Here is a 16,600-nt window from a genome sequence, read left to right on the forward strand (position 1 = left end):
AATTAGTAACAATGGCACAAACTCTAGTCCAAGAGTTTACCACTAAGAAAAACCAAAAGCAAAGCACGCTTGCACGGCAGCTTGAAATTAGCCAGTCACGGCTAACACAGCTATTCAATAACCCTGAAATGCTATCTGAAGAATTGCTTCTGAAGATAATAAACAGGCTAAAAGAAAAGACCGACTTTAAAATAGTTGGCACTGCAAATTTTACTGCTGTGCAAAGCATATGTAAAGAAGCCCAACAGAAACATAAGCTAGTTGCCATTATTGGCTATCCTGGTGCGGGTAAAACGGTGGGACTTGATAGTTACTACAGGAACAGCGGGAACACGTACTACATGGAAGCAAAGAACACCATGAACCGCAAACAGTTTTTTGCAAAGGTTCTGATAGAGTTGGGAGTTAATTTTCAGGGAACGGTATATGATATGGTGAATGCAATAGCTAACGAATTAAACACTCGTGAAAGCCCGCTATTGATAATAGATGAAGCGGGTAAGATCAACCATAATGTATTACTTGACCTGCATGACCTTAGAAACGCTACAATAGGCAATGCAGGCATTGTAATGGCAGGGTGTGAATACTTTCATGATAACATGAGGATAGCTGCACAGAAGCAAAAACAGGGCATCCCAGAGTTTTACAGCCGTGTGCAGAACTGGAATGAACTAAACCCGCCAACCCGCAAGGAAATAGCCGCTATATGCCAAAGCAACGGGGTAAGTGATGCAGAGGTGATAAAGGAAATGCAGCGGATAAAGAACTTCAGGGAATTGTATAACTCCATCACTAACGAAACCACAACCGACAACTAAACTATGGGCAGGGAAAATTTTGATAACCAGGGCGTGAAGTGGAAAGCTGAAAAGCTGGCAGAAGTAATGTTTCATATGATAGATGGAAAAACACAGGCAGAAGCTGCTACACTAGCAGGAATAACAGCAAAAACGGTTTGCGTCTGGCTATCAAAGCAACCTGAACTAAAGGGCAGAATAAAAGCGGCAAGGAATAAAGAAATTGCAAACCCCTTTAAGTCAGGTGAAAGTTTTCCCGCCATTAAGGCATTTACAAGAGTGCATATGCCGGATAAGTATACAACAATAGAAGAGATTGAGCGGAAATTTTGCAGCCATTTAAAAGGGCTTTAAATATTAACTAACGACTACCTAAAACACTTATATGATAGACTTTACAAACACATCAAAAGGAGGGGAAATAAGCAGGTTTGTACCTGATAGTGCTATATGTCTGAATGCTGTTGACACAGATGGTAATGTAAGACAGCTAGTTTTGTTACACAGTAGTGCTGATATGTGGCTTAACAGCAGATCGGCATCATATAGCGACGAAGAACTTGGGGCAAGACTTTCGAGAATGGTATATGAGGACAATAGCTTAACAATGTATAACCGAGAAAGCTATAAACTTGAAAATGGTATATTCCGCTTGATGCATAGGACAGTACCGATGATAAAGGGTAGAGAAAGAGAAATTGAAAAGAACTTATAGCACTACTAAGGGAGGTAGTCGGGCAAGAGAGGGGTATGTGTAATGCATATCCCTTTTGCTTTTTATACCCTTGGAGAACCTGTAAATACACTACTTATTTACCGTCTATTATCTTGTAGATAGTTTATGCGCACTTTTGGGTCATGATACTGTTCAAACAAATCGCCCCGCCTCATGTAGGCAAGCCACACAGCCGCATACGTGGTGAACCTGCATTGCCGTTAGACCGTTCCATCCTTCGTCTCTAACGGTTAAGTTCTAATTGGATCATTCATATCTGTAAGTTTTAATTCGGGAAAGGGAATAGGTCGGCACGCCTATTCCTTTTTTCGTTTATGATACTGATAGCAGAGTGGTATTATACACCTGCAATTTACTGTGCATTGACTAAGGGGTATAAGTGGTGGAATTTTGATGTAATAAAATAACAAAAATGAAATACAAACCAACAATAGAAGCTGTTGCAGCATGGGATGAAGCAATGAGCAGCGGTAAAATGGCGGAATTGAAACGCAATAGCCCAACAGCGTATGCTAGCATGTACAAGGAACGTTTTGGCAACCTTCCTAAAGGCGCAGAGCAAAAGAGTACAAACCAGCCTGTAACAACTATCAGACATCAACCAATCACATCAATACAAGCTGAGATGTCTTGGGATGCGCTGATGCGTAGCGGTAAAATGGCTGAATTGAAAGAGAGTAGCCCAACAGCCTATGCTACCATGTTCAAAGAGCGTTTTGGTCATCTTCCTAAAGGTGCTGAGCAGATCATAGCAGCCAACAGGTCTGCGATAATGAGCCAGCGTGTCAATGCAGATTTACCAAAGGAGTTGTTTATGCCTTGGGTTGTCCTTGCGCAGGGTAGAACTCTTTCCAATCTTAAAGCCAAAGATTACACGGCCTATGCAGTGATATACAATAAACATCATGGACATCCACCAAGTGGGCATGAAGGGCTAATAGATGGGGAAAAGCTGATGGTGTATGCAATGGCTCTACAAGAAGGCAACCAAGAAAAGAAAGGCAAAATACCGTATGATAATCTGCCGCCGGAAATCTTTGTTCCTTACGCTGACCTAGCAAGTGATGGAAGGCTGAAAGATATGATGGAAACAAACTATGAACTGTATCTGGCAAAGTATGAAGAAGAGTTTGGGGCATTGCCATCATACGATAAGAATACAGCGAATGCCAGCGTATTGAGTTTGTATCGCAGTGTGTTAAAGCAATTTCTGGTAGAAAAGGCAGATAAAATGACTTTTGCAGACTTGCAAAAACATAAGCTGGACAAGAAGTATGAAGAAATGAACCCAGAAGGCTACGCTGCAAAGTTCAAAGAACACTTTGGGGTATTGCCTTACGAAACTCAATTTAAATAGTTAAAATATTTACATGGCAAAGAAAAAAGGTATAAAGCTGTTTGAGCAAATGTCTGAAACAGATACTGAAAAAAAGGAGTCGGTTACCGATGTAGTCCGTAAGCCTGGAAGGCGTTCTGAACTAGCCAATAACAGAAATAGGAAAATGGCATGTCGATATTATTACTATACCTCCATTCTGAAGTATAGCTATGAAAATACCATGCAAGCATTGGAAAACGACTTTGATCTTTCAAAGATCACTATCATAGAGATAGTAGAGCGATTAACCGATAACCTTAAAGAACTAAAGGTAAAAAAGGTAAATCGTGAAGAGTTGGAAGAAGCCTTTCCAAGCTTCAACTGGCGGCATAAAGCGGTTGTTTTAACTCCGCAAATTCCTAAGCAGAGAGAGGTATTTATTTTATCGTAGCAGAAACAAAATTATTAACAACAACACGTTAAGAATATGGCAGAAAGAATGTTAGTGTCAACAAGGCACTGGATAAAAAGAGGGTATGCACGCAATTGTAATGCAGCAAAAGAAGATTTGCAAAAAGTGATAGATGCTTACAACCTAATAGGCGTTGCAGACCTTACGGGAATAGACGAGGTGTATCAGCTTATTTGCGATGCAGATTTGTTGATTTTTGAAAAACAGACAGGTGGCGGAGCCAAGGTAATGACTGCCAAAGATGAGCGGCTACCAGTTAACAAACAGGTTGCAAAAAGCTTGTTTCAAAAGCCGGCAGGATATGAAGCTTTGAAATCAGCAATATTAGAGTTTGTTCGGGCTAGTAAACGGGGTTACGGTTCAGTAGGTATGCCCGATTGTCTTTCGCTTGGCGTGGAAAGGCTAAGGTCGTTTTACTCTTTTGAAAACAATATGTTAGATTTTTCAGCCCAACAAAAAGTAATAATAGAAGAGATTGCCAACGTGTATGCTTATACAGAAATAGGGCAAGCGCGTCTAATGTTTTTTCAAGATTTGGCTAAGAGCCTGCAAAAACATGGTAAAAAGATGAAACTCCCCTACGCACCTTCTCTTATGGAAATACCAGTGGAAGCATTTACGCAGCTAATGGAAAGGTGCATGAATTCTTTCAATATGGAAACGGGCGAAATGCAGGCTAAAGGCGATCTGCAGTTTGCCGGAGATCAACGTGAATAGTAGTATTTAAACATAACTAAAGGGAGTGGTTAGTAGCCACTCCCTTTTTAAAAAACAGAATAGTATATGACTGAACAGCAAAAGGCTTGCGTTGAGAACTATCAAAAACAAATAGATGTGATAGTGGATAAATTCAGGGAAATGAGCCATGATGAATTATTGCGGGAAATTGCGGAATTGCATTTTAATCTGTTGTTTCAAGCAGGTGTAATTACATCGATTGCAAATGATGTAAAACTGCTAAAAGAAGGGAACAGGCAAGAGGTAAAGAATGAGTCTGTTTACCCAGTAATTAACACACCAGCGGAAGCATAAAAAAACGTGGATATGTCGAACAACATTATAGATTTCGTTATAAAGTTTAACGAGCAAGGGCTTGCATCCGTTACAAGAGATACAAATAGCTTGTTAAGTACTGTCAATAAGACTATTGGCATGACTGAAACGAAAAGCAAATTTGCAACACAAAGTATCAATGCTTTAAATAGCCAACTTGATAACCTGAAGAAAAGAAGAGATTTGTCGATTGATACCCGGCAGATCACAGCCGCTAACAGGGAAATAACAGCACTGGAGCATAAGGTAAATAACTTGTCAGGGCATGGCTCTGGTGGTTCGGGTGGCCTTGCGGGTTGGATGAAAGGCGGGCTAATGGCGGGAGGTGTAATGGCCGCTGCATATGCCGCTAAAAAAGTAGCATTTGATGGCATTGAAGCTGCCATGAGTTACGGCACGAGGGTAAAGAGTTTTGAGGTGCTAATGGGGAGTGCTGACAAAGGCCGCAATATGGCTAATAGCCTTCGTGACATGAAAATGAACACTCTTGTAGGTGGTGGTGTGTATCAGAATGCACAAACTCTATTAGGATTCGGGGTTAATGAAAATACTATAGTAAAAAAAATACGTGAAATTGGTGATGTGGGGATGGGAGATACTGACAAAATGAGTTCTCTTACACTAGCCAGGGCGCAAACCACAGCAGCGGGTAAGCTGATGGGTCAAGACCTTCTACAATATGTGAATGCAGGCTTTAACCCATTGCAGGTGATGTCGGAAAAATGGAAGGAATTTGGCTTCACAGGTAAAAAAACAATTGGTGACCTTAAAAGCCTAATGGAAGACGGTGGCATTACTTCTGGGATGGTTGATAAGGCTTTTACACTTGCTACAGGTAAGGGTGGCCGCTTCCATAACATGATGGAGCAGATAGGCGGCACAGCAGGTGGCCAATTCCTGAAAATGAAGGGTTCGTGGGCTGCAACACAGATAGATATAGGCAATAGCCTTATGCCAGTGGCAACGAGCGCAATGGAAGCAGCGAGCGGACTTATGCACTTTATGAATATCAGTAAGACAGTGCCAGAATCATTGAGAAGCGAGAAAGCGGAGGTAAATACACTTGTCGATAGTATTTCCCATTTGAATCAGGGGAATGAAATAAGGGCTAAACTCATTGACAATCTAAAGAGTAAGTACTCTGATATTTTTGGCAGCCTGGACACGGAAAAGGTAAAGAATGAAGACCTTTTGAAAATGCTTGATAAGGTAAATGTTAGTTATGAAAGAAGGATTAACTTATCCAGTTTGGACATTGCTTTACAACAGAAAAAAGGCAATGTAAGCGACCTAATTGACTACGCATCGAAAGCGGCTGCTGTAAAATCGGGTTATGATCTTGGGAACTGGGATAGAATAAAAATGACATTTAGCGGTCAGATGCCGATCTCTGACTATTTTAAATACTTCAATGATGACAAGGGTTTTTATAATCAGTATGCAAAAAATGCCAATAGTAGCCTACCAAATGCGCAAAGGGAATTGCATATTGCAGAAATAAACTCAAAAGGTGGGAATATTGAGAGTTTCCTCGATGAAGTGCAGGGCATGTCCGGTAACCCCAAGGGATTGCATGAGTTATGGGGTAAAAATTATGGTAAAAATATTGTCACCTGGAATGCAGAACTAGCTAAATTGAAAAAACTGCAAAGCGGAGGTCTAACCAATATAGCTAACGGTAGTTTCCTGAACTACGACTATAGCAAGTTGGAAGGCCTGCTGCACCCAAATGGGAGCGGGAGTGAAGATGAATTGAGAAAACAGCTAGAAGAGAGTGGTAAGCGCATAGCTGGGGGAGGCGGTAGGCAGATTGTTATTAATTTGAATGCGCCTATGATTAAAGACCAGACTTTCAACGTTAGTAGCATGGCTGAGGCAAAACAATACAGTAGGCGTGATCAAGAGGAAATATGGGCTAGTATCATTCATTCGATAAAGCAAGCGTTATAAAATAAGCCACCGTGAATCCAAGCTTACACCTCTTCGAGGTGTCCTGGCACAATGGCTTATCAATATCAAAGTTAGCTTTCAAATCAATTTAAACAGCGTTTAAACGCTGTTTTTTTATGTACGTTTGTATCGAATTTTAATACAAGAATAAAATACGCACCCCTAAAAGTTTTACTTTTTAATGTGCCAACTATTTGAAATTCTCCATTTTAAGTTTAACTATTTGCTTTGCCTTTGTTTAACTTTTTGGATTTCCGATTATACTTATACGCTGCAGCATCACCAAAAAGAAAATGGCACCCCATTGTCATTTGGTTATGTTTTATCCTTATTTTTGCATCCGTTTTGAGGGTGTATTAATTTATACCTGAAAAATTTGTCTGTTTACAGATAATCTTTTACCTTTGCACTCCCTTTTAAAAATAAGATTAAAAATTAACGTATGAAACGTACATATCAACCAAGCCGCCGTCGTCGTAAATCTGTTCATGGTTTCCGTAAGCGTATGGAATCTGCTAACGGCCGGAAAGTATTGGCATCTCGCCGCGCAAAAGGCCGCCACAAACTTACAGTATCAAGCGAAAGCCGTCTTAAGTAATTAATTAAATCTTTCAGCCATTCGTAATACTTTCAAAGTATATGAGCGGCTCAAACGAGAGCAGCATATTAACACGCTTTTCCTTAAGGGGAAAGCGTTTTCTGTTTTTCCGTTAAGAGTGGTTTATATTGCTGTTGCCCGCACCTCTGAAAAGGAGAGTCCTGTTAAAGCTGGATTTTCAGTTCCCAAAAAGAAATTTCGTAGTTCTGTTGATCGCCACCGCATTCGTCGCCTGATGGTAGAATCATGGCGGCTGAGTAAGGGCTCATTTTATCCTGAGATACCGTCCGGAATACAACTTCATATTTTCTTTATTTTCACAAATAATGAAATGCCGTCTTACGAGATAGTAGATAAGGCATTACAAGCTGGGATAGGAAAACTCAAAACTGTATTGCCAGCATTAGTCATGAGTGGTGACCAGTAACATGTTTCCTTATCTAAACAGAGCCGGTGATCAATATGAATAAACTATTTTCCATATTATTTATCGCCTTCATCCGCTTTTATCAGGGAGCTATTTCTCCTTTCCTGGGAGCCAAATGCAGATTTACGCCTACCTGCAGCTCTTATGGAGTGGAAGCAATTAAAAAACATGGGCCTTTCAAAGGCGGCTGGCTAACTTTCAAAAGATTTCTGAGTTGCCATCAATGGGGAAAAAGCGGCTATGATCCGGTACCATAGTTTATATTTGTCTGTCAAAACACGATGGACCTGTTAACCGGTACTTAAAAAGCATAAAACTAACTATTAGTTAAACTTATTGCTTTTATGTCATATAATAGCACCCATTTGTAATAAGTCCTATTTTTAGACAAACAATCACTGCTCCATAACCAAGAATTTATACCTATGTTTTATTCTTTTAAAGGATTCGTACCCGTTGTAGATCCATCGTCTTTCGTTCATCCGCAAGCCGCCGTTACGGGAAATGTCACTATCGGGAAAAATGTATATGTTGGTCCGGGAGCCGCAATCCGCGGCGACTGGGGCGGTATTATAATAGAAGATGGCTGTAACGTACAGGAAAACTGTACCATACACATGTTCCCCGGAATTACACTTACACTGAGGGAAGGGGCTCATATTGGCCACGGAGCTATAATACACGGTGCAAGTATAGGCCGCAACGTATTGGTAGGTATGAACTCGGTTATAATGGATGATGTAGAGATAGGAGATGAGTGTATTATTGGCGCTATGACATTCATTAATACCAATACAAAAATACCAGCCCGATCGCTTGTTGTGGGCAATCCGGGAAAGATAATAAACGAAGTTAGCGATGAGATGATAGCCTGGAAAACCAAGGGAACAGCACTATACCAAAGCCTACCAAAAGACTGTTTTGATAGCCTGATAGCCTGCGAGCCGCTCACCGAAATTCCTACTTACAGACCTACTCAGGAATCCCTTTTTGATACCTGGGAGAAAATAAAAAAAGGATAAATTTACTGTTGTAAATTATTGACTTGCAAATAATTATATTAAAAAAGCCTCGTATTTCATACGAGGCTTTTTTAATTTCAAAATTTCTATTGAAAATTAGTTAGCAGAATCATCAGAATGAACCAATTCATTTACAAACTTAGCTACAGAAGCAATACGCGCATGATTCAATGCATAATGGATGAACTTACCATCACGCTCAGTGATCACGATATTTGCACGACGTAATATAGCCAAATGCTGAGATGCTACAGACTGCTCAAGACGTAATTTTACATAAATGTCAGTTACATTCATGCGTTTGTTTTCTTCAAGCAATTTCACGATCTGCTGACGCAATTTGTGATTGATAGCCCTAAGAGTCATAGCTGCGTTTTTAACAGCTACGTAATCCAACTTAATGTGTTCACTTGATCCTTCGTTTTTGCGAATAACCAAAGTGTTTGCGGATACCGTCGTTTCCATTAATTAAAATTTACGATGTTAATTGAAAATAAATATGAACTATTTCACTACCGTTAGATATTCACTAAACGAATATTATGCAAACATACGCAATTGCAAAGATATGACTGCTCTTAGATATTCTAAAAATGTGTTAACTCAGCGTTAAAATGTGGATAAAAAAATGATTTATAACTTATAAATCATTCATTTTCATTTACTTATGAGTGTAAACTTGTTTAAGATAAAATGGCTCTGCTGTGGATAAATTTACAATATTATTACATTTATATTCTTCAAAAGAATAAAAAACCCACTCTTTAATGTCAATATTTACATTAGGATGCACATAGATATTTTCTGAATATTTTTCATGATTCTCTAATGCAAAGTTATCACTTATCAAACATATATCACTATTATTGCCAATGTACTCTCCAAGTTCTGATTCCATTATGTGTTTTGCAATAACAGTATTCTGGAAACCATTATCGAAGCAGCTAATAAAATATTCCCTCTCCCTTGCTAATAATAGAGGTACATACATCTTATATTTTGTGCCTAGTTGACGATAAGCCTGATAGGCCAATAAAGTGAGTTTATTATCTAACAACAGAGGAATATTTAATGCATAACAAAGCCCTTTAGCTGTAGCTACGCCTATTCTAAGCCCAGTGTAAGACCCCGGTCCCGCACACACTACTATTCCCGACAACTGAGTCATTATTATACCCGCTTCCGCCAACACGGCATCTATCATAATATTAATAGCACTTGCATGATTTCTAGACTCTGAGTTAAGCCTGGTGCAGATCAGTTGGCCATCAAGGGCAAGAGAAACACTGCTTGTGTCTCCCGACGTATCGATATGTAAAAGATATTTCATTTTCTGAGCTGCAAAGGTAAGTGATGAAACAAGTTAAAAGTAAAAACTGACAACCTAAAAATAGGCCGCAGGCCAACATTGATGATGAGGTGATATCACAAAGACAATTTTATTAGCTTTACACATGGAAAAGAAAATCATCAGAACAGCTAACGCACCCGCACCAATAGGCCCATATAATCAGGCAGTAAGTTTTGGCAATATGTTATTCATCTCAGGCCAAATAGCACTGGATCCTGCTACAGGAAATTTGGTGCAAGATAGCATTGCTGCAGAAACAACACTGGTAATGAAAAATCTGGAAGCCATACTCAAAGAAGCCGGTATGGATTTTTCAAATGTGCTGAAAACAACCATATTTCTTATGGATATGGGACAATTCGGTGCAGTTAACGAGATCTACGGCAGCTATTTTACAGCTGATCCTCCAGCCCGGGAAACCGTACAGGTATCTGGATTACCAAAAGGAGTACAGGTGGAAATTAGTATGATTGCCGCTAAATAATCGGACATTACGGGTATAAAATCAACAAAACATTCTCCCTGATAACAAGGCGGGAAGCTATAAGTATTGATTCACAGTGCCACTCTCCCTTACCGGTAGAGTGGCACTGTTTTTTATTGTTGCTTACCTGACAAAATATATATGATATGAAAAGTAAGCTACTAGTATTCGCACTAATAAGTTTTATGTCGGTAAAAAGCTACGCCACCATGGTTGTAGTTACTATTAGCGGCACAACATTTTCTCCTGCAACTTTCGTTGTAGATCCCGGGGATACCATAAAATGGGTGGCGGGAACAGGTTCCCACAGCACAATAAGTGCCACTATCCCTTCAGGTGCCGCACCGTGGAATAGCTTGCTCGATGGCTCTACTCCCTTCTTTCTATATATACCATCGGTTTCCGGTGACTACACTTATAGGTGTGGCACTCATGGTGAGGAAGGGGCGTTTACTGTAACCACGCCCGCAGAAGTGGGCTATGTTGACCGTAATTTATTTTCCATTTCACCCAATCCTGCTTCGGGAAAGATCCAAATTCAATTTGTCGAAACAAACAACCCGGCAACCGTAACCATTCTTGACTTTACAGGTCGCCAATTATTATCAGAGAAGTTGGCTACCGGAGCTCAGGCAGAAATTGATATATCTATAATACCAAACGGCAACTACATTGTTGGTATTATACAAAATGGAAAAACAACTTCGAGTCTTCTGTGTATTACCAAGTAGAGTGCAATGATTGTCTGTACGACCCACCCTTCGAATAACATGATGGGTTTATCTGCAATTATTAGCCAATTTGGGATTAGGGAAATATTTTTAAAATTCGGACAAATGTTGTAATTTTGTTGGACAAATGTCCGGTTATGGCAACTCAGAGAAAAGAAAAAAGCTACACCACTCCCGAAGCAAGCGAATCTCAACAGCTCCATGAGCCAATGATCGCATATACAATAAGCAGCAATAGTGCGGCATCCCGCACTATTGGCATGATGGGTATGGCCGGAAAAAAAGATTTTGACTCCATTAAAAATGAAAATGATTTTATAAGCATAATAAGAAGCGGTATACCCAAGCAGGCAATGACGCACTTGATGGATGTTGCGGATCTTACACTTTTAGAAATGGCTATTATTACACACACCTCCGATAGAACTCTGCACAGGTATAAGCCACAGCAAAAGCTCTCTCAGGAGCAATCTGAAAGAATGATAGAACTGGCAAGGCTGTATAGCAGGGGTGAAGAAGTTTTTGGTTCTATTGAAGCGTTTCGCCAATGGATGGATGCTGTATTGCTTCCGTTGGGTAATAAAAAGCCTAAGGCTTTTTTAGACACATCATTAGGCATAAATATGCTGCTTGATGAGATTGGCAGAATAGAAAATGGGATATTCGCATGATGCTGGTATATAGAATTGCCAGTTGCCAGCATATAAATGACCTTTCAGGCAAGGGAGCTGCACTGTATGGTGGCAGGTGGAATAGCAAAGACATCCATATGGTATATACCGCTGAAAGTGCTGCACTGGCGCTGCTGGAAACTGTAGTACACATTGGTAAAATACCTGAACGTGGTTATTGCATGATAACGATAAAGATCCCTTCAGACAAAATACTTAGAACTAAACCTGACAAACTTCCGGCTGATTGGCATAAAAATCCTGCACCAGATATTTTAAAAACGTTCGGCGACCAATATATTGATGAAGGGAAATACGTTGCAATGCAAGTGCCGTCTGTAATTATGCCCGAGGGGCATAATTTTCTCCTCAACCCTGCCCATGCTGATTTTAAAAAAGTAAAAATAACTGCACAACGTACTTTGACAATAGACGAAAGGCTACTGCATGCCAGGGGCATACAGTAGCCTTTTAATTTTCATTGATCAATTATCCCTTTTTTGTTTCCTTAGCCCATGTGTCTTTAAGCCCTACAGTACGATTAAACACTATCTTACCGGCAGTGCTATCCTTATCCACACAGTAATAGCCCTTTCTCATAAACTGGTAACATTCTCCCGGTTTTGCTTTGGCAAGAGACGGCTCTATATACACCGACGGTACCACCTGCAATGCATCGGGATTAATGTATTCTTTAAAATCACCCTCTTCGCTGGATGGATCTTCCACTTTGAATAAACGATCATAGTTGCGCACTTCTGCTGTAAGCGCATGTGCCACACTGATCCAATGGATAGTACCCTTAACGGTCAATCCGCTGATATCATTACCACTCTTGCTCTCAGGCAGGTAAGTGCAATGAACTTCTATTACATTTCCCTGTTCATCTTTTTTACAACCTTCACATTTTACTATATAAGCACCCTTCAGACGAACCATATTGCCGGGAGTAAGGCGGAAGAATTTCTTAGGCGCATCTTCCATAAAATCATCGCGCTCTATCCACAATTCTTTACTGAACGGAACAGAACGAGTACCATTAGGTGTCTCGGGATTATTCTCAATCTCAAATACATCACCGCTTTCTTCATAGTTAGTAATGATCATTTTCACAGGGTCAAGCACTGCCATTACGCGATCTGTAACCTTGTTCAGATGTTCTCTTACGCAAAACTCCAGCAAGCTCAGGTCTATCATGTTCTCACGCTTGGCGATACCTACCGTTTCGCAAAGGTTACGGATAGCCTCAGGAGGGTAACCACGGCGGCGCATACCACTGATAGTAGGCATGCGCGGGTCGTCCCATGAGGTAACGTAACCCTCGTTGACCAACTTCAGCAACTTGCGCTTGCTCATTACCGTGTAAGTAAGATTAAGGCGTGCAAACTCGTACTGCTTTGACGGGAATATACCCAGCTGCTCAATGAACCAGTTGTATAAAGGACGGTGATGAATAAATTCCAGCGTGCAGATAGAGTGTGTGATCTCCTCTATGCTATCACTTTCACCGTGTGCAAAGTCATACATCGGGTACAGACACCACTTGTCACCAGTACGGTGATGGTGAGCATGCTTGATACGGTAAATAACAGGGTCGCGAAGCAATAGGTTAGGGTGTGCCATATCTATCTTGGCGCGCAAAACCTTGGCACCATCTTCATACTTACCATCGCGCATCTCTTCAAATATCCGCAGGTTATCTTCTATACTACGGCCACGGAACGGGCTATCTGAACCCGCCTGAAAAGTAGACCCTTTTGTTGCCGCTATTTCTTCAGGCGTCCTGTCATCTACATACGCAGCACCCTTCTCAATTAGAGTTACAGCAAAATTATAGATCTTATCAAAATAGTCTGATGCGTAGAACTCATTATCCCATTTGAACCCCAACCACTCTATATCTTTCTTTATGCTCTCTACATATTCAGTTTCTTCGGTAGTTGGGTTGGTGTCATCAAAACGAAGATTACACTTACCATTGTATTTCTTAGCCAATCCAAAATTGAGGCAGATGGATTTTGCATGGCCGATATGGAGATAACCATTGGGCTCAGGAGGAAAACGTGTTTGCACGCGACCGCCATTTACGCCTTCAGCAATATCTTTTTCTATTATTTCTTCAATAAAATTGAGCGATTTCTCTTCTGCCATTATATTATCTGTTGTAGCTGCAAATATACGCCGTAGAATTTATGGTTATAGCGGCATAGCAAAACACCCGCCAACAAAGAGATTGACAACTCAAAACTAAAAAATCGCTCCCCGTAGTCTTTTATAACATTCTATTAAATGAATGCCTAGTTTGAGGTTACCTAGGTTAAACGTATTTTTGCAGCATTCCCATATAAATAAATTTACTTTCAATATAAATATTGTTCAATGAATAAACATATACTATTCTGCTTATCCTTTCTTTTGCTGACAACAGTAAAGGCAGGTGCACAGGACAGCTTTTCCGTAAGGGCACAAAGGTATATTGAACAATACTACTCCCTGGCTATGGCAGAGCAGCAACGCTCGGGTATTCCTGCATCAGTAACATTGGCGCAGGGTGTGCTGGAGACCGAAGCCGGCAGAAGCGAATTGGCCTGCAGCGCCAACAATCACTTTGGCATTAAATGCAAGGCCGACTACCAGGGTGCCAAGTTCTTTCATGATGACGACGCTCCAAAAGAATGTTTCAAAATGTATCGCTGTGCGGAAGATTCTTATAAGGATCACTCAGATTATTTGAAACGCAATCAACGTTATTCTCCATTATTTGCTCTTTCGCAGACAGACTACGCTTCATGGGCAATATGTCTCAGGAAGTGTGGCTATGCTACAAATCCGCAATATGCACAACGGCTTATTAAAATTATCGAAGACTTCAAGCTACAGCAGTATACCTATGCGGCTATGGATTCTTCATTTATGCCTAATCAGCCGGTAATAGCAAGGTCTACCTCTCCGTTTAAAGAACGCGCTAAAGCAGCTCCGGCAGCCGATACAGCGGTAAAAGGCATAGTACTGACAACATTCGACCCGGTAGATAAGCCAGTTGCTATAACAAAGCCAAAAGTAAAACCAGTACTGACCGATAGAGAAAAACCTGTTGTAACCCCTGTGCCCACGCCGGTTGCAGAAGTAACAACTCCTTCGGTTGAGACTCCAAAACCCGCACCGGCAATAGTTGCGGCTCCAGATACCAGGAAGGAAGATCCTAAACCAACTGCAACAACTTCATTCAAAGAAATAAAAGCAACCGCCGACAGCAGTCATCAGATAATTGCTCACGATGGACCTATGCACCTGCAGGCAACTCCGGGAGCTAAGTCAGATACGCCAACAGCTCAAACGCCGCAGCAATTACAGCCGACACAGGCAACTGTAGATACTAAATTCGATAGTGGCAAAGTGATCACTGTAAATGGCCTGAAAGCATTTTATGCTTACAAGGGCGATATGCTACTTCAATATGCGGTGAAGTATAACATTCGCTACCCGCACCTGCTGGAGATCAACGACCTTGAAGATGGTCCGCTGGAATCTAATATGCCCATCTACCTGGAAAAGAAACTATCGTCAGGCACTCATGCACGTCACACGGTAAAGGAAGGTGAGACAATGTTCCTTATTGCGCAGGCTGAAGGCATGCAATTGAAACGCTTACTGGCATTGAATATGATGGACATTGGCGATGAACCTGCAATTGGTGTTATTCTGGAATTACAAAATGGTGTGTTCAAAAAGCCGGGACTAAGGACAGTAACCAAAGAGCCTAAAAGCAATACGACAGTTATGCTGGGTAAGAGCACCCCGCCATCTGAAATGATCACTATAAACCGCACTAAGCCTGAAGTAAAAACACCGGAGATCAAAAAAGAAGAACCTGCACAATATGTAGAAACAATACAAGCGCCAAAAACACCGGTTGCAGAAACTACAACAGTTGCCACTCCGCCATCGGCAAGTGTGCCAACACCTTCTGTCACAATTACTGCTGTGCCACAACCAGCAGCTTCAAATCCCGCTGTCGCTGTACAACCAAAACATGATACTGTTATTGCCAAGGTTGCGCCTCAAATGAAAGAAGACACTACGGTTGATGAATTAGCATCTCTTAAAGCTGAATTGGATAAAGTAGTCTACACAGATGATTCTAAGCTCACACCTGCACCACCCGTAAAACCATCTAAGCCTGTGACCAATGTAAAGTCTGAGCCTAAGAAGCCTACTAAAGACCATAAAGGAAAGAAGAGTGATGACGACGACGAGGACGAAGACAAGAAGGGATCTAACATGTACACTATTAAGAATGGCGAAACATTGGGCGGTATAGCCAACAGGCATAACACCACAGTGAAAAAATTAATACAGCTCAATCACATAAAGGCAGACGAGATAAGGGCCGGTAAAAAAATACGCGTAAAATAAACACATGGACATACACATCATAGACAAAACTTTTGTTCCTTTCATATCGGCAGCAAAGATAAATGAGCGCGTAAGCGAGCTGGCTGCAACCATCAACCGGGACTATGCAGGTAAGAAGCCTCTGGTTATTGGTATTCTTAATGGCTCTTTCATTTTCGCGGCTGATCTTTTCCGTTTGCTGACAATTGAAGCGGAGATATCTTTCATTAAACTGGCTTCTTACAAGGGCACTTCTTCTACAGGCAATGTTGTAACGGCAATAGGCATGGAAGAAAACCTTAAGGACAGGCACGTGATCATTGTTGAAGACATCATTGATACCGGCAAAACCCTTCACGCATTCATGCCGGAGATCATGAACAGGCAACCGGCTTCCGTAAAGATCGCTACTTTCTTGTCTAAACCAGATGCCCTGAAGTATGATGTGAAAGCAGACTACTGTGCGTTTGAAATAGAGAACAAGTTTGTGTTAGGCTATGGTATGGATTATGATGGATTAGGTCGTAACATTCCGGAACTGTACGTGCTTAAGGAAAACTAGCAAGTAACGCAACCGTCACCATTTCTTACT

21 protein-coding genes are annotated in these 16,600 nt (G+C 41.0%); 18 read left to right on the top strand and 3 right to left on the bottom strand.

Annotated features, from left to right (window positions below; all coding sequences use genetic code 11):
* The first annotated feature begins 11 nt into the window (after positions 1–11).
* The 12 genes from CJD36_RS08205 to CJD36_RS08260 all read left to right on the top strand — a co-directional run bounded on the left by CJD36_RS08205 (position 12) and on the right by CJD36_RS08260 (position 8,376).
* The gene (locus CJD36_RS08205; RefSeq protein WP_161499253.1) at positions 12–821 is read left to right on the top strand and encodes an ATP-binding protein; all 810 of its coding nucleotides are present in this window, start codon (positions 12–14) and stop codon (positions 819–821) included.
* A 3-nt stretch (positions 822–824) separates the two neighbouring features.
* Entirely contained in the window at positions 825–1,154 is a 330-nt protein-coding gene (locus tag CJD36_RS08210; RefSeq protein ID WP_105038647.1) for a P-loop NTPase family protein, read from the top strand.
* Between the two features lie 31 nt (positions 1,155–1,185).
* Complete coding sequence (locus CJD36_RS08215) at positions 1,186–1,515, top strand: hypothetical protein (RefSeq protein WP_105038648.1); 330 nt, start codon at positions 1,186–1,188, stop codon at positions 1,513–1,515.
* 433 nt (positions 1,516–1,948) lie between these two features.
* Entirely contained in the window at positions 1,949–2,893 is a 945-nt protein-coding gene (locus CJD36_RS08220; RefSeq protein ID WP_105038649.1) for a hypothetical protein, read from the top strand.
* Between the two features lie 13 nt (positions 2,894–2,906).
* Complete coding sequence (locus CJD36_RS08225) at positions 2,907–3,305, top strand: hypothetical protein (protein WP_105038650.1); 399 nt, start codon at positions 2,907–2,909, stop codon at positions 3,303–3,305.
* 36 nt (positions 3,306–3,341) lie between these two features.
* Complete coding sequence (locus CJD36_RS08230) at positions 3,342–4,043, top strand: hypothetical protein (RefSeq protein ID WP_105038651.1); 702 nt, start codon at positions 3,342–3,344, stop codon at positions 4,041–4,043.
* A gap of 66 nt (positions 4,044–4,109) precedes the next feature.
* Positions 4,110–4,358, top strand: coding sequence for a hypothetical protein (locus CJD36_RS08235; protein ID WP_105038652.1), 249 nt, complete (start codon positions 4,110–4,112; stop codon positions 4,356–4,358).
* Positions 4,359–4,370: 12 nt separating this feature from the next.
* On the top strand, positions 4,371–6,329 hold the full coding sequence (locus CJD36_RS08240; protein ID WP_105038653.1) for a tape measure protein: 1,959 nt from the start codon (positions 4,371–4,373) through the stop codon (positions 6,327–6,329).
* Between the two features lie 442 nt (positions 6,330–6,771).
* Positions 6,772–6,927 (top strand): 50S ribosomal protein L34, encoded by a 156-nt coding sequence (gene rpmH / locus CJD36_RS08245; protein ID WP_105038654.1) that lies wholly within the window; start codon positions 6,772–6,774, stop codon positions 6,925–6,927.
* A 19-nt stretch (positions 6,928–6,946) separates the two neighbouring features.
* Positions 6,947–7,354, top strand: coding sequence for a ribonuclease P protein component (locus CJD36_RS08250; protein ID WP_105038655.1), 408 nt, complete (start codon positions 6,947–6,949; stop codon positions 7,352–7,354).
* 35 nt (positions 7,355–7,389) lie between these two features.
* Positions 7,390–7,611 carry a membrane protein insertion efficiency factor YidD gene (yidD, locus tag CJD36_RS08255; RefSeq protein ID WP_105038656.1) on the top strand — a complete coding sequence of 74 codons (222 nt, stop codon included), beginning with the start codon at positions 7,390–7,392 and terminating at the stop codon, positions 7,609–7,611.
* Between the two features lie 168 nt (positions 7,612–7,779).
* On the top strand, positions 7,780–8,376 hold the full coding sequence (locus CJD36_RS08260; protein WP_105038657.1) for an acyltransferase: 597 nt from the start codon (positions 7,780–7,782) through the stop codon (positions 8,374–8,376).
* Between the two features lie 96 nt (positions 8,377–8,472).
* Here CJD36_RS08260 and CJD36_RS08265 read toward each other — a convergent pair whose 3' ends face one another.
* Positions 8,473–8,841, bottom strand: a complete 369-nt coding sequence (locus CJD36_RS08265) for an ArsR/SmtB family transcription factor (protein ID WP_105038658.1) — start codon at positions 8,839–8,841, stop codon at positions 8,473–8,475.
* Between the two features lie 196 nt (positions 8,842–9,037).
* Positions 9,038–9,706 carry a tRNA (adenosine(37)-N6)-threonylcarbamoyltransferase complex dimerization subunit type 1 TsaB gene (gene tsaB, locus CJD36_RS08270; RefSeq protein ID WP_105038659.1) on the bottom strand — a complete coding sequence of 223 codons (669 nt, stop codon included), beginning with the start codon at positions 9,704–9,706 and terminating at the stop codon, positions 9,038–9,040.
* Positions 9,707–9,830: 124 nt separating this feature from the next.
* On the opposite strand from tsaB, the gene CJD36_RS08275 reads away from it, so the two are divergent.
* The 4 genes from CJD36_RS08275 (at position 9,831) to CJD36_RS08290 (ending at position 12,080) form a co-directional block, all read left to right on the top strand.
* Positions 9,831–10,211, top strand: a complete 381-nt coding sequence (locus CJD36_RS08275) for a RidA family protein (RefSeq protein WP_105038660.1) — start codon at positions 9,831–9,833, stop codon at positions 10,209–10,211.
* Positions 10,212–10,357: 146 nt separating this feature from the next.
* The gene (locus CJD36_RS08280; protein ID WP_105038661.1) at positions 10,358–10,942 is read left to right on the top strand and encodes a T9SS type A sorting domain-containing protein; all 585 of its coding nucleotides are present in this window, start codon (positions 10,358–10,360) and stop codon (positions 10,940–10,942) included.
* A gap of 137 nt (positions 10,943–11,079) precedes the next feature.
* Positions 11,080–11,613 (top strand): type II RES/Xre toxin-antitoxin system antitoxin, encoded by a 534-nt coding sequence (gene parS, locus CJD36_RS08285; protein ID WP_105038662.1) that lies wholly within the window; start codon positions 11,080–11,082, stop codon positions 11,611–11,613.
* The gene (locus tag CJD36_RS08290; protein ID WP_105038663.1) at positions 11,610–12,080 is read left to right on the top strand and encodes an RES family NAD+ phosphorylase; all 471 of its coding nucleotides are present in this window, start codon (positions 11,610–11,612) and stop codon (positions 12,078–12,080) included. The genes parS and CJD36_RS08290 overlap by 4 nt, the downstream gene beginning before the upstream one ends.
* A 22-nt stretch (positions 12,081–12,102) precedes the next feature.
* On the opposite strand, the gene CJD36_RS08295 is transcribed toward CJD36_RS08290, so the two are convergent.
* Positions 12,103–13,764: a glutamine--tRNA ligase/YqeY domain fusion protein gene (locus CJD36_RS08295; protein WP_105038664.1), complete on the bottom strand. Its 1,662-nt coding sequence runs from the start codon at positions 13,762–13,764 to the stop codon at positions 12,103–12,105.
* A gap of 228 nt (positions 13,765–13,992) precedes the next feature.
* Here CJD36_RS08295 and CJD36_RS08300 point away from each other — a divergent pair, with 228 nt between their 5' ends.
* Both CJD36_RS08300 and hpt read left to right on the top strand, forming a co-directional pair.
* On the top strand, positions 13,993–16,029 hold the full coding sequence (locus tag CJD36_RS08300) for a glucosaminidase domain-containing protein (RefSeq protein ID WP_105038665.1): 2,037 nt from the start codon (positions 13,993–13,995) through the stop codon (positions 16,027–16,029).
* Positions 16,030–16,033: 4 nt separating this feature from the next.
* On the top strand, positions 16,034–16,570 hold the full coding sequence (gene hpt / locus CJD36_RS08305; RefSeq protein ID WP_105038666.1) for a hypoxanthine phosphoribosyltransferase: 537 nt from the start codon (positions 16,034–16,036) through the stop codon (positions 16,568–16,570).
* Positions 16,571–16,600: the final 30 nt, after the last annotated feature.

The sequence above is a fragment of the Flavipsychrobacter stenotrophus genome (assembly GCF_002954265.1).
Classification (GTDB): domain Bacteria; phylum Bacteroidota; class Bacteroidia; order Chitinophagales; family Chitinophagaceae; genus Flavipsychrobacter; species Flavipsychrobacter stenotrophus.